This window comes from Pseudomonas sp. GW821-FHT09C10, assembly GCF_059418085.1.
On sequence record NZ_JBWKPE010000003.1, the window covers coordinates 277,679 to 291,550 of the forward strand.

A 13,872-nucleotide genomic window follows, 5' to 3' on the forward strand; every position below is an offset into this window, starting at 1 on the left:
ATTCCATCATGGCTTTCAATATGCGCAACCGCAGCCTACTGTCGCTGATGCACCACACCACCCGCGAGCTGCACTACCTGTTGGACCTGTCCCGCGACCTCAAGCGCGCCAAATACACCGGCACCGAGCGTCCGCACCTGCAAGGCAAGAACATCGCGCTGATCTTCGAAAAAACCTCGACCCGCACCCGTTGCGCCTTCGAAGTGGCGGCCCACGACCAGGGTGCCCACGTCACCTATATCGACCCGGTGTCGTCGCAGATCGGCCACAAAGAAAGCATGAAAGACACCGCCCGCGTACTCGGTCGCATGTTCGACGCCATTGAATACCGTGGCTTCGAGCAGGAAATCGTCGAAGAACTGGCCAAGTTCGCCGGCGTGCCGGTGTTCAACGGCCTCACCGCCGAGTTCCACCCGACCCAAATGATCGCCGACACCCTGACCATGCGCGAGCACAGCGACAAGCCGCTGCATGACATCAGCTACGCCTACCTGGGTGACGCGCGCTACAACATGGGTAACTCACTGCTGATGATCGGCGCCAAGCTCGGCATGGACGTGCGCATCGGCGCGCCGAAAGCCCTGTGGCCCCATGAAGACTTCATCAAACAGTGCCAGGCCTTCGCCGAGGAAAGCGGCGCGCGCATTACCATCACCGAAGACCCGAAAGAAGCGGTCAAGGGCGTGGACTTCATCCACACCGATATCTGGGTGTCCATGGGTGAGCCGGTGGAAGCGTGGGACGAACGCATCGAGCAACTGCTGCCGTACCAGGTCAACGCCAAGATGATGAAAGCCTCGGGCAACCCTCGGGTGAAATTCATGCACTGCCTACCGGCGTTCCACAACAGCGAAACCAAGGTCGGCAAGGACATCGCCGCACGTTATCCGAACCTGGCCAATGGTGTGGAAGTGACCGAGGACGTCTTCGAGTCGCCGGCCAACATCGCCTTTGAGCAGGCGGAAAACCGCATGCACACCATCAAGGCGATCCTGGTGTCGGCACTCGCGGATATCTAAAGGCTACACGGTCAAATGTGGGAGGGCTTGCCCCCCTCCCACATTGGCCTCTGTGTTCACACCTATAGAAGGATTGCATTATGCGCATCGTCGTAGCCCTGGGCGGCAACGCCCTCCTGCGCCGTGGTGAACCCATGACCGCAGACAACCAACGCGCCAATATCCGCATTGCCACCGAACAGATCGCCAAGATCCATGCCGGCAACGAACTGGTCATCGCCCACGGCAATGGCCCGCAGGTCGGCCTGCTGTCGTTGCAGGCGGCGGCCTACACCAGCGTTTCGCCGTACCCGCTGGACGTGCTCGGTGCCGAGACCGAAGGCATGATCGGCTACATCATCGAACAGGAACTGGGCAACCTGCTGGACTTCGAAGTGCCGTTCGCCACCCTGCTCACCCAGGTGGAAGTGGACGCCAAGGACCCGGCCTTCCAGAACCCGACCAAGCCCATCGGCCCGGTGTATTCCAAGGCCGAAGCGGAAAAACTCGCCGCCGAGAAAGGCTGGGCCATCGCCCCGGATGGCGATAAATATCGCCGCGTCGTGGCCAGCCCACGACCCAAACGCATCTTCGAGATTCGCCCGATCAAGTGGCTGCTGGAAAAAAGCGCCATCGTGATCTGCGCCGGTGGTGGCGGTATCCCGACCCTGTACGGTGAAGACGGCAAGCTCAAGGGCATCGAAGCCGTGATCGACAAAGACCTGTGCTCCTCGTTGCTGGCCACGCAACTGGACGCCGATTTGCTGGTGATTGCCACCGACGTCAATGCCGCCTTTATCGACTTCGGCAAGCCGACCCAGAAAGCCATCGGCCAGGCCCACCCCGACGACATGGAAAAACTCGGCTTCGCCGCCGGCTCCATGGGCCCCAAGGTCCAAGCCGCCTGCGAGTTCGCTCGCCAGACTGGCAAAACCGCGGTGATCGGTTCACTCTCCGACATCGAAGCCATCGTCCAGGGCAGCGCCGGCACACGCATCAGCACGGCGACACCTGGCATCACCTATCTGTGAAGTAGAGGAGATACGCCTATGGCCACCTTTGAACCCGGTCACCTGCACGTCGAACGTCACGCGCTGAACAAGGACGACTACAGCTACAACCTGTGTATCGACTACGAAGTCAGCCAGGACCCAAAGGAAGGCAAGGGCATGCTGTTCAAGCTGCACGGCTCGGTGCAGGGCAAGGACCTCAAGGAAGAGTTCTTCTTGCCCAAGGACCAGGCATTCGACTTTGCCCGGCATGCGATGAACATCGCGCAGAAGTATGGGATGCCGAAGATTGCGGTGTTGAATGGCTCGATGCACAAACAGTACGACCTGATGTTCGAGGATGTGCGGCATCAACTGGATGTGAAATCCGGGGACCCGATCAAGCCTGAACACCTGGAATAACCCGACGCCCCCGACACCAACACTCAAATGTGGGAGCAAGCCCGCTCCCACATTTTTGATCTCCATCACCTGTCAGGCATACTGGCCACCCTCAGTACGCCAGAACCAACATTCGCCCCATGCGTATCCACGTCAGCTTTATCGACCGCGTCGGTATCACCCAGGAAGTCCTGGCCTTGCTCGGTGGGCGCAATCTCAACCTGGATGCGGTGGAAATGGTGCCGCCCAACGTCTATATCGATGCGCCGACCCTCAGCGCCGACGTGCTCGAAGAACTGCGTGACGCGCTGTTCAGCGTGCACGGCGTACAAGCGGTGACGGTGGTGGACATCCTTCCCGGCCAGCGCCGCCACCTGCAACTCGACGCCCTGCTGGCGGCCATGACCGACCCGGTGCTGGCCCTGGACAGCGCGGGCAAGATCCTGCTGGCCAACCCGGCGCTGATCGCGCTGTACGGTCGCGAACCGGCCGGGGAAAGTATCGCCGAGCTGTTCAATGACCCGGCCTTGCTGGACACCTTGCTGGAAAACGGCTTTCGCCTGCCCTTGCGTGAAATCAGCGTCAACGGCCAGACGTTTTTGCTCGACGCCACGCCGATCACCGATGCCGGCGCCCTGCTCACCCTGTACCAACCCAACCGCATCGGCGAACAACTGTCGGCGCTGCACCACGATCATGCCGAAGGCTTTGATGCGCTGCTGGGCGAATCCCCGGTGATCCGTACCCTCAAGGCACGCGCACAACGGGTGGCCGCGCTCGATGCGCCGCTGTTGATCCAGGGCGAAACCGGCACCGGCAAGGAGTTGGTGGCGCGGGCCTGCCACGCCATCAGCGCGCGCCACAGTGCGCCGTTTTTGGCGCTGAACTGCGCGGCGCTGCCGGAGAATCTCGCCGAGAGTGAATTGTTCGGCTACGCCCCCGGCGCCTTTACCGGCGCCCAACGCGGCGGCAAGCCGGGGCTGATGGAGCTGGCCAACCAGGGCACGGTGTTTCTCGATGAAATCGGCGAAATGTCGCCCTATTTGCAAGCCAAGTTGCTGCGTTTTCTCAACGACGGCAGCTTCCGCCGGGTCGGCGGCGACCGCGAAGTGAAGGTCAATGTGCGCATCCTCAGCGCCACCCACCGCGACCTGGAAAAAATGGTCAGCGAAGGTACCTTCCGCGAAGACCTGTTCTACCGCCTCAACGTGCTCAACGTGGAGGTGCCGCCCCTGCGTGAGCGCGGCCAGGACATCCTGCTGTTGGCCCGCTACTTCATGCAACAGGCCTGTGCGCAGATCCAGCGCCCGGTGTGCCGCCTGGCGCCCGGCACCTATCCGGCGCTGTTGGGCAACCGCTGGCCGGGCAATGTGCGCCAGTTGCAGAACGTGATCTTCCGCGCCGCCGCCATCTGCGAAAGCAGCCTGGTGGACATCGGTGACCTGGACATCGCCGGCACCTCCGTGGCGCGCCAGAGCGACGGCGAAGTCGATAGCCTGGAACAGGCCGTCGAGGACTTCGAACGCAGCCTGCTGGAGAAACTCTACGTCAGTTACCCCTCGACCCGGCAGTTGGCCAGCCGCCTGCAAACCTCACACACCGCCATCGCCCACCGCTTGCGCAAGTACGGCATTCGCGCAAAACCCTGAGCGCCTGCCTCACCAGAACGCACGCCGGCCACGATGCTTGATAACGCCGGTGGCGCTGAAAAACAGTTGCGTGGCCATGGGCGGGCTGATGCGCGAATAGTAGATCGCGATGGCCTCGTTGTCGGTTTTGTCGAGCAGGCTGCGAAAGCTCATGAAACGCTGCTCCGGCCTTTTCAGATGGCCGGCGTTGTAGGGTAAATCGGGGTCCGTGGGGGATGAGTAATGAAAATGCGCATAAGCCAGGACCTTGCCCTGCCTGTCCTTGACCACATACTCCTGCAGGAAATCATCCACCCGCTTGAGCGCAATACGCCCCTCGATGCGCAGTATCTGCACCTGATCCCGGGCCTGGAGCCAGGCAATCCCATCCTCATCGGGCGGCAAGCGCTTGATCATCTCGATGCGTAATCCTCGCCCCTGGTCCAGAGAATGGCTGGCGGCCTGTTCCAGTTCATCGAGCAGCGCCTGGGCCGCGGTATCCGGCGTTGACGGCAGTGCCTTGCGGATCTTTTCGGCAACCGCCTTGATACCCTCGGACTGCCGCGTCAACCGGGCTTCGACGCTGGCCGGCAGCGTGGCACTGCGCGCTTCGTCGCGGGCCTGCTGCAGCACCAGCGGTGCCCTGGCCAACAAGCGGCGCGCGTCGGCCTTGAGGTTTTCCAGGGAACGCGTCGGCCGCGGCATCACCGCGCCAGCCTCGGTGATCGCTTCGAACGCATCCGAACCCGGCTGCTGATGCAGGCTGACCACCACGGCCTGGTCAATCGGGTTGATAACATCAACGATGTCTTCGGTCGCCTCCGGCGTGCGGGCGCGAACCCGTCCCAATTGATAGCGTTTCTTCGAATCGCGGATCAACCGTTGATCGCCCTCAAGGGAGCGTACCCGGCCAGGCTGAGGGTTGCGCTCGTGCTCACGCAGCAGCTTTGCCAGGGCGATTCTCGACTCCTGTTCCAGGCTGAGGATCGTGGCTTGCACCGGCACCTCGACATCCCCATGGATCAATTCCGGCGCGGCGGCACGGTATTCATCCAGGAGCGCCAGGGTTTTCGCGTATTCGTGCAGCACCGCCCGGGTGCCGTCGATGCGCTGTTGCACACTCAGCAAGCCTGGCTCATCGATGGTTTTCTGGGACTGGGCCGACTGGATCGCCTCATCCATGGCCGCGTCGATCCGACTGTAATCATCCTGTTCTTCAGGCAGCGGCAGCCGGCGCCACAGCTGCTCCTTGAGCACCTGCAACTGCACGGTCCGCCAGTCCAATGGCAGCCCGTATGAGGACGGTTGCAACTCACCGATGTAGGACTTGTAGGCAGGAATGCTGAGCAACCGCTCGTAATTGACCCGTTCCCAGAAGCTCAGGTTGACCATCTTGTCGTGAAACTCGCCGATCCTGCGGCTCTCTTCGGTCAAGGTCCCGATCACCGCCTGGGCCGCGGTCGCGTCCTCCCCCGCCACTCGCTCCGACAGTTGCGCGAGATGCGCTTCGGAAAACTGCTCCTCGCGGCGACTGAAGGTCAGCACGAACATCTGCCGGCGCATGTTCAGCACGATGTCTTCCAACTGCAGGCACTGCTCCCGTTCAAAGCCGTCCAGGGGCTTGTTGGCGTTTCTGCGCATCAGCACATTGAGTTTTTTCTGTTGCGCATCGGCCTTTTTTTCCAACTCGCGCAGGTAGCGCGCCCGGGCATCGCGCCGGTGCTGCTCGGTGAAGGCCGCCTCGGAGGTCAGGTGCGCCTTCTCACACAGGTCTTCGGCCGCGGTCACGACACGCTCCAGGCTCTGCAATTCGCTGCTTGCCGCGCTGTATTCGTGCTCAAGCTCAAGCTTTTGCCGCTCGATGTGGGCACGCCGCTGGGCCACCGTGCTCTTTGGCTGCCCGCCAACCAGGCGCAGGCCCAGGTCGACTTTCCACACCCCATGGGCATCCTTGTCCAGCCACGGGCCGAGACGCTGGGGTTGCCGCAGATCGACGACCCGCCAGCCATCCCTGACCGCCCTCACGCCATAGACTTTGCTGTCTATCAAGGTGTACTGCTCGTGACGGGCCGCGCTGCCGTCGCGCTGGACCAGCACCCGACCACGCACCGGGCTGGCCGCCGAGGCCAGTGTCGGCGAGTCGGGCCAGCGTTCGCCCTGCCTGGGTGACCATTGGAAGGTCTCGAGCTGGGCACGCTGCTGGGTCGTAAGCCTGGACCTTGAGTTGGCCCAGGAAAAATCCATTGCCGTGACGTCGGCGAATGAAGGCTGCCAGGCAAACGTCGACGCCGAGTGGCGCGTGTGGCTGGCCGGGATCAAGTCAGGGGCCTGGGCACCGCCCGAACTCAAGCGCAGCCGTTGAGCCAGCGTGACCACCGGGCTCATCAGCAGGCCGGCCACGCTGCCGATCAGCTCGGCGAAGGCATTGGCGGAATCTTCGCGGCTCGTCTCGGCCGGCAGCGCCAGCACCGCCTGGAATGTCCTGAAGGTCTGGGACAACCAGCCCGCCACCGCCACCGGGCCCCTGACCATCGGCAAAAGCGCATTGAACACTTGCCACAGATCATTCTTGAACAGGGTCCAACGCAGCGCCTCGTTGGAAACCGACTGTTTGACGGCGCGCTGCCACAGGTCTCGGGCGTTTTCATCGAAGACGCTCTCAAGGAACTCGCCACGCACCGGTTCGTCACTCAGCAGCGCCGGGCTCGATGCGGGCAGTACGTCGAACTCATCGCCCTGCAGCACACGCTGGACATGGGGACGCAGAAAACCGCCGTTGGCAAACAGGGCACGGCTGTCCTGCGGTAAACGCTGCAGCACCACGGGTTGAAGATCGCTGCCCACCGTTGCGATCGCGTCGAGCAATGCCTGGCGGCTGGGAAACTGTTGCAGCATCGCGTCGGTTTGATCCGGCCGGTAGAGAATATGCGGCAGCGTGCTGTTGTCGCGGGGACCGATGACAAACAGGTTGTGCGCTTGATGGGCCAGCCCGCCTGCATGGGCCAGGAACGCCAGGGGCCGGGCGACGATCACCTCACCGTCGACCACACGCTGGAGCGGATCTTCCCGCAGCAACGCGTGCACCACCCGAGCACCGGAGCGGGTAAAGCCGTTGCGTTGGCGCAGGCTGTTTTCAAGGGCGCGCATCGGCAGTTGCAGCGCCATCTGAGCGACAAACAAACGGCGCCGCCGTGCAGACTGCGTCGGGTCAGCGATCAGTGCGTGCTCCAGCAACGGCGGATAGTGCTTGCCCACGTCCACCCGTTCGATCAGCCCCTTGAGATAGGCCGGCGTGACCCAGCGCGGCACGTTACCTGACGTGGCCTGGTGGCTGATGTGCACACTGGCATAGGCGCTGGCGAAGGGGTTTTCCAGCGACCACTGGGTCAAGGTCCGGGTGGTCCGTTGCGTCCAGCCAACCGTGCCGCCCTGGGTGCGCTCAAAGGTCAGGAGGCAGTCGTCCGGGTTGATGGGGGCCTGCGCTGGATGATCCAGGCGCATTTGCCGTTGCAGCGCCTTGCGCGCATACACATCGATCGGCTCGAGGCCATCGAGGAACGTTGCACCGCCGGTGCTGCGCTGCAGCTGCGCCAGGCGCTCCAGCCACTGACCGTAAGCCAGGCGATCCGCGCTGCTGGCCCGCTGTAGCCAGACCGGCAGCTGTTCTTCATGAGGTTGTTCGAGAGCATCCGGGTCGAACCAGGCCAGTGGCGAGGTGAGCGTGGTGAACAGCTGTTCATAGCTGCCGATGTCGGGCAGTGCCGACCAGTCAACCCGCCGCACATCGCGAAGTTGGCGTTCGAGCAAGGCCTGGGCCAACGCATCGAACACATCGCCCTCGGGCTCGCGCAGTACCCATTGCAGCGGCGCCCCTGGCCGGTAACGGCTCATATAGCGCGGCAGCAGGTCACCCAAGGCGTCCAGGGACTCGAGCTGCAACAGGTTCATCACCGGGATATAGACGAGGGTGACCTGTTGCCCCTGGACTCGACGCTGCAAGACCAACAGCGGCAGCCATTCGCCCGGGTCCCCGGCCTGGGCCGCATAGACTTGATAGATATGCAGCGCATCGGCGTCACCCAAGGCCTCTCGATCCGCCCGATACCCCCAAAGCTGCTGTGCCTGCTCATCGCCCAGCCCCACCAGCAGCCGCGCCTGCTCCGGCGTCAATGGCGGGTTCTGCCGCGCCGTGAGCAGGCATGCACGTAACTGGCTGCTGATCGCGTGCCAACGGCTGTCGGCCGAACCGTCCGACACGCGCGCGTTCCAGTATTGCACCAAGCGCTCGGCAAAACCCGCCAGCACATCGGGCGCCAGGGTGTTGAGCATCCACTCGATATCGTCCACGGTGATGGCGCCGCTCGCCGGTTCGAACACCTGCGGTGCAGACTGCACCAACAGCACATGATGGCCTGGCGTGTAGTTCAGCGCGTCACCCTTCATGCAGCGCTGGATCAGCGCATCGCTCAAGGTGATAAGCGGCATGTGGCGGCGGCCGCTCGAGGTTGGCTGGATCACGCCGATCCAGCTGTTACCGGCCTGCAGGCCGGAACCGGCAAACCACTGCCCGATCCATTCCTGGATCATTGCGCGGGCCACTTGGGTCAGGCCCAGGCGTCGGGCGAAGACCTTGGATAAATAGTCGCGAGACGTCCGCGCCTGGGAAATCTCTGGGGGAATAACCTTTGAAGCACTCATGGGGCGCATCCTGATGACGAAGTGCGCGCACGGTAAAACGCCGGCCGGCCTCCCGGACGGTAGATAAATCGCGAAAAACGACGTCCATGCGTACTGAAAGCGCTACAGTGGAACGATATCGCTACAACCTTGTTTTTTGCGCGCCATGCAAGGCTTTGATCCGCATAGGCTTTTTTTCGACGGCCGGACTGTAGCGAAATCGCTACACACAAATACGCTATCGTTATAACCGCTTTTGACAAGCTATTGATTAATAAAGGATTAATCACATTGGCCGCGATATTGCTAAGCAACTCCCCATTATTCCAATCCTGCCCACCAGACGATTCTGGCCCTGAGGAGTTTCCATGAGCGAGTTGCGTTTCACTGAAGATCACGAATGGCTGCGCGCCGAAGCTGACGGCAGCGTCACCGTGGGTATCACCGCTTTCGCGCAGAACGCGCTCGGTGATGTGGTGTTCGTGCAACTGCCGGAGTTGCAGGCCTATGACAAGGGCGCTGAAGCGTCCACGGTTGAATCGGTCAAGGCCGCCAGCGGCGTGTACATGCCGTTGGACGGTGAAGTGCTGGAAGTGAACGCCAAACTCGATGGCAACCCGGAACTGGTCAACGAAGACCCGCTGGGCGAAGGCTGGTTCTTCCGCTTTAAACCGGCCGATGCCGGGGCAGTCGCTAAACTGTTGGATCAGGACGCGTACGACCGTCTGATCAAAGCCAACGCCGAAGCCTGAGGAGCGCGCCATGACCATCAATCTCAGCACCGCCAATGAGTTCATCGCCCGCCACATCGGCCCGCGCCAGGAAGATGAGCAGCAGATGCTCGCCAGCCTGGGCTTCGATTCCCTGGAAGCCCTGAGCGCCAGCGTGATCCCGGAAAGCATCAAGGGCACCAGCGTGCTCGGCCTGGAAGACGGCCTGGGCGAAGCCGAGGCCCTGGCCAGGATCAAGGCCATCGCCAGCCAGAACCAACTGTTCAAGACCTACATCGGCCAGGGCTACTACAACTGCCATACGCCGTCGCCGATCCTGCGCAACCTTCTGGAAAACCCGGCCTGGTACACCGCCTACACGCCTTATCAGCCAGAAATTTCCCAAGGCCGCCTGGAAGCGCTGCTGAACTTCCAGACCCTGATCAGCGACCTCACCGGCCTGCCGATCGCCAACGCCTCGCTGCTCGATGAAGCCACCGCCGCCGCCGAAGCCATGACCTTCTGCAAGCGCCTGAGCAAGAACAAGGGCAGCAACGCCTTCTTCGCCTCGGTCCACAGCCACCCGCAAACCCTCGACGTACTGCGCACCCGTGCCGAGCCGCTGGGCATCGACGTAGTGGTGGGCGATGAGCGCGAACTGACCGATGTCAGCCCGTTCTTCGGCGCCCTGCTGCAATACCCGGCCAGCAACGGTGACGTGTTCGACTACCGCGCTTTGACCGAGCGTTTCCATGCCGCCAACGCCCTGGTGGCTGTGGCTGCCGATCTGTTGGCCCTGACCCTGCTGGCCCCGCCGGGTGAGTTCGGTGCCGATGTGGCCATCGGCAGCGCGCAACGCTTCGGCGTGCCGCTGGGCTTCGGTGGCCCGCACGCGGCGTACTTCTCCACCAAGGATGCGTTCAAGCGCGACATGCCGGGGCGTCTGGTCGGTGTGTCGGTAGACCGCTTCGGCAAGCCGGCCCTGCGCCTGGCCATGCAGACCCGCGAGCAACATATCCGCCGCGAGAAAGCCACCAGCAACATCTGCACCGCGCAAGTGCTGCTCGCCAACATCGCCAGCATGTATGCCGTGTACCACGGGCCCAAGGGCCTGACCCAGATCGCCAAGCGCATTCACCAGCTGACCGCGATGCTCGCCAAGGGCTTGACCGCCCTGGGCCTCAAGGTCGAGCAGGCACACTTCTTCGACACCCTGACCCTGCACACCGGCGGCGACACCGCTGCGCTGCACGACAAGGCCCGCGCCCAGCGCATCAACCTGCGCGTGGTGGACGCCGAGCGGGTTGGCCTGTCGGTCGACGAAACCACCACCCAGGCCGATATCGAAACCCTGTGGGCGATCTTTGCCAATGGCAAAGCCCTGCCGGACGTCAACGCCACGGTGGACAGCCGCCTCCCCGACGCATTACTGCGCCAGTCGCCGATCCTCAGCCATCCGGTGTTCAACCGTTATCACTCGGAAACCGAGCTGATGCGTTACCTGCGCAAGCTGGCGGACAAGGACCTGGCCCTGGACCGCACCATGATCCCGCTGGGCTCGTGCACCATGAAGCTCAACGCCGCCAGTGAAATGATCCCGGTGACCTGGGCCGAGTTCGGTGCCCTGCACCCGTTCGCCCCGGCCGAGCAAAGCGCCGGCTACCTGCAACTGACCTCCGACCTGGAAGCCATGCTCTGCGCGGCCACCGGGTATGACGCGATCTCCCTGCAGCCGAACGCCGGTTCCCAGGGCGAGTACGCCGGCCTGTTGGCCATCCGTGCCTATCACCAGAGCCGTGGCGAAGCACGTCGCGACATCTGCCTGATCCCATCGTCGGCCCACGGCACCAACCCGGCCACCGCCAACATGGCCGGCATGCGTGTGGTCGTCACCGCCTGCGACGCCCGTGGCAACGTCGACATCGAAGACCTGCGCGCCAAGGCCATCGAGCACCGTGAGCACCTCGCCGCGCTGATGATTACCTACCCGTCCACCCACGGCGTGTTCGAGGAAGGTATCCGCGAAATCTGCGGGATCATCCACGACAACGGCGGCCAGGTGTACATCGACGGCGCCAACATGAACGCGATGGTTGGCCTGTGCGCACCGGGCAAGTTCGGCGGCGACGTGTCCCACCTGAATTTGCACAAGACCTTCTGCATCCCCCACGGCGGTGGCGGCCCGGGCGTTGGCCCGATTGGCGTCAAGTCCCACCTCACGCCCTTCCTGCCCGGCCACGCGGCCATGGCGCGCAAGGAAGGCGCGGTGTGTGCGGCCCCGTTCGGCAGTGCAAGCATCCTGCCGATCACCTGGATGTACATCAGCATGATGGGCGGCGCAGGCCTCAAGCGCGCGTCGCAGTTGGCGATCCTGAATGCCAACTACATTTCCCGTCGCCTCGAAGAGCACTACCCCGTGCTGTACACCGGCAGCAACGGCCTGGTGGCGCACGAATGCATCCTCGACCTGCGCCCGCTGAAGGACAGCAGCGGCATAAGCGTGGATGACGTGGCCAAGCGCCTGATCGACTTTGGCTTCCACGCCCCGACCATGTCGTTCCCGGTGGCGGGTACGTTGATGATCGAGCCGACCGAAAGCGAGTCCAAGGAAGAACTGGACCGCTTCTGCGACGCGATGATCGCCATCCGCGAGGAAATCCGCGCGGTGGAAAACGGCACCCTGGACAAGGACGACAACCCGCTGAAAAACGCACCTCATACCGCGGCGGAACTGGTTGGTGAATGGAACCACCCATACAGCCGTGAACAAGCGGTGTACCCGGTGGCTTCGTTGATCGAAGGCAAGTACTGGCCACCGGTTGGCCGGGTCGACAACGTGTTTGGTGATCGCAACCTGGTGTGTGCGTGCCCGTCGATCGAAAGTTACGCATAACCCGACTGGCTGAGCGCGGTCAAAAATGTGGGAGGGGGCTCGCCCCCGATAGCGGTGTGTCAGTCACCAGAACTTTCTACTGACCCACCGCTATCGGGGGCAAGTCGAATCGTCGCACCGCCCCTCCCACATTGACCGAGTACACCCAATACATAACAAGAAACCGGAGAACAACTCATGTCCTTAAGCGTGTTCGACCTGTTCAAGATTGGCATCGGCCCCTCCAGTTCCCACACCGTCGGCCCCATGCGCGCGGCCGCTCGATTCGTCGAAGGCCTCAAGCGTGACAATCTGCTGAGCGCCACCACCGGCATCAAGGTGGAACTCTATGGCTCCCTCGGCGCCACCGGCAAAGGCCACGGTAGCGACAAGGCCGTGCTGCTGGGCCTGGAAGGCGAACACCCGGACACCGTGAACACCCAAACCGTGGCCGCACGCCTGGCGCAGATGCGCGGCGACGGTCGCTTGAACCTGCTCGGCGAACACAGCATTGCGTTCAACGAGAAAGAACACCTGGCGATGATTCGCAAACCCCTGGCCTACCACCCCAACGGCATGATTTTTCGTGCCTTTGATGCGGCGGGTATCCAGATCCGCAGCCGCGAGTACTACTCGGTGGGCGGCGGTTTTGTGGTGGATGAAGATGCCGCCGGCGCCGACCGGATCGTCGAAGACGCCACCCCACTGACGTTCCCGTTCAAACATGCCAAGGACTTGCTCGGCCATTGCACCACCTACGGGCTGTCCATCAGCCAGGTGATGCTGACCAATGAAAGTGCCTGGCGCCCGGAAGCGGAAACCCGTGCCGGCCTGTTGAAGATCTGGCAGGTGATGCAGGACTGCGTAGAGGCCGGCTGCCACAACGAAGGCATCTTGCCCGGCGGCTTGAAGGTCAAGCGTCGCGCCGCCGCCTTGCATCGCCAGTTGTGCAAGAACCCGGAGTCGGCCCTGCGCGACCCGTTGTCGGTGCTGGACTGGGTCAACCTGTACGCCCTGGCCGTCAACGAAGAAAACGCCAACGGCGGGCGCGTGGTCACGGCGCCCACCAACGGCGCGGCCGGGATTGTGCCGGCGGTGCTGCATTACTACATGCGCTTTATTCCCGGCGCGAATGAAGACGGCGTGGTGCGCTTCCTGCTCACCGCCGCCGCCATCGGCATTCTCTACAAGGAAAACGCCTCCATCTCCGGTGCCGAAGTCGGTTGCCAGGGTGAAGTCGGCGTGGCCTGTTCCATGGCCGCTGGCGCGTTGTGCGAAGTATTGGGCGGTACGGTTTCCCAGGTGGAAAACGCCGCCGAAATCGGCATGGAACACAACCTCGGCCTGACCTGCGACCCGATTGGCGGGCTGGTGCAGGTGCCCTGCATCGAGCGCAATGCCATGGGCTCGGTGAAGGCCATCAATGCGGTGCGCATGGCCTTGCGTGGCGACGGGCAACACTTCGTCTCGCTGGACAAGGTCATCCGCACCATGCGCCAGACCGGCGCCGACATGAAAAGCAAATACAAGGAAACCGCCCGTGGCGGTTTGGCGGTCAACATTATCGAGTGCTGACGCCTAAAGGCGCGTCGGCAC

General features: G+C 62.9%; 8 protein-coding genes. 7 read left to right on the plus strand and 1 reads right to left on the minus strand.

Going from position 1 to position 13,872, the window contains the following annotated elements:
• The first annotated feature begins 8 nt into the window (after positions 1–8).
• From AC07OT_RS08320 to gcsR, 4 genes are all read left to right on the plus strand, one after another.
• Positions 9–1,019 carry an ornithine carbamoyltransferase gene (locus tag AC07OT_RS08320; RefSeq protein ID WP_141155889.1) on the plus strand — a complete coding sequence of 337 codons (1,011 nt, stop codon included), beginning with the start codon at positions 9–11 and terminating at the stop codon, positions 1,017–1,019.
• A gap of 80 nt (positions 1,020–1,099) precedes the next feature.
• The gene (arcC, locus tag AC07OT_RS08325) at positions 1,100–2,029 is read left to right on the plus strand and encodes a carbamate kinase (protein WP_065925908.1); all 930 of its coding nucleotides are present in this window, start codon (positions 1,100–1,102) and stop codon (positions 2,027–2,029) included.
• An 18-nt stretch (positions 2,030–2,047) separates the two neighbouring features.
• Positions 2,048–2,410, plus strand: coding sequence for a DUF5064 family protein (locus AC07OT_RS08330; RefSeq protein WP_027605557.1), 363 nt, complete (start codon positions 2,048–2,050; stop codon positions 2,408–2,410).
• A 119-nt stretch (positions 2,411–2,529) separates the two neighbouring features.
• Positions 2,530–4,038, plus strand: coding sequence for a transcriptional regulator GcsR (gene gcsR / locus AC07OT_RS08335; RefSeq protein WP_495107873.1), 1,509 nt, complete (start codon positions 2,530–2,532; stop codon positions 4,036–4,038).
• A gap of 9 nt (positions 4,039–4,047) precedes the next feature.
• Here gcsR and AC07OT_RS08340 read toward each other — a convergent pair whose 3' ends face one another.
• Positions 4,048–8,715 carry a hypothetical protein gene (locus AC07OT_RS08340; protein WP_495107874.1) on the minus strand — a complete coding sequence of 1,556 codons (4,668 nt, stop codon included), beginning with the start codon at positions 8,713–8,715 and terminating at the stop codon, positions 4,048–4,050.
• Between the two features lie 347 nt (positions 8,716–9,062).
• On the opposite strand from AC07OT_RS08340, the gene gcvH reads away from it, so the two are divergent.
• The 3 genes from gcvH to AC07OT_RS08355 all read left to right on the plus strand — a co-directional run bounded on the left by gcvH (position 9,063) and on the right by AC07OT_RS08355 (position 13,851).
• Positions 9,063–9,446, plus strand: coding sequence for a glycine cleavage system protein GcvH (gene gcvH, locus AC07OT_RS08345; protein ID WP_065939158.1), 384 nt, complete (start codon positions 9,063–9,065; stop codon positions 9,444–9,446).
• A gap of 10 nt (positions 9,447–9,456) precedes the next feature.
• Positions 9,457–12,297, plus strand: coding sequence for an aminomethyl-transferring glycine dehydrogenase (gene gcvP / locus AC07OT_RS08350; RefSeq protein WP_495107875.1), 2,841 nt, complete (start codon positions 9,457–9,459; stop codon positions 12,295–12,297).
• Positions 12,298–12,474: 177 nt separating this feature from the next.
• Complete coding sequence (locus tag AC07OT_RS08355; protein WP_141155893.1) at positions 12,475–13,851, plus strand: L-serine ammonia-lyase; 1,377 nt, start codon at positions 12,475–12,477, stop codon at positions 13,849–13,851.
• Positions 13,852–13,872 lie beyond the last annotated feature (21 nt).

Coding starts and splice junctions, on each gene's coding strand:
- AC07OT_RS08320 (WP_141155889.1), top strand. CDS start 9: ATGGCTTTCAATATGCGCAACCGCAGCCTACTGTCGCTGATGCACCAC.
- arcC (WP_065925908.1), top strand. CDS start 1,100: ATGCGCATCGTCGTAGCCCTGGGCGGCAACGCCCTCCTGCGCCGTGGT.
- AC07OT_RS08330 (WP_027605557.1), top strand. CDS start 2,048: ATGGCCACCTTTGAACCCGGTCACCTGCACGTCGAACGTCACGCGCTG.
- gcsR (WP_495107873.1), top strand. CDS start 2,530: ATGCGTATCCACGTCAGCTTTATCGACCGCGTCGGTATCACCCAGGAA.
- AC07OT_RS08340 (WP_495107874.1), bottom strand. CDS start 8,715: ATGAGTGCTTCAAAGGTTATTCCCCCAGAGATTTCCCAGGCGCGGACG.
- gcvH (WP_065939158.1), top strand. CDS start 9,063: ATGAGCGAGTTGCGTTTCACTGAAGATCACGAATGGCTGCGCGCCGAA.
- gcvP (WP_495107875.1), top strand. CDS start 9,457: ATGACCATCAATCTCAGCACCGCCAATGAGTTCATCGCCCGCCACATC.
- AC07OT_RS08355 (WP_141155893.1), top strand. CDS start 12,475: ATGTCCTTAAGCGTGTTCGACCTGTTCAAGATTGGCATCGGCCCCTCC.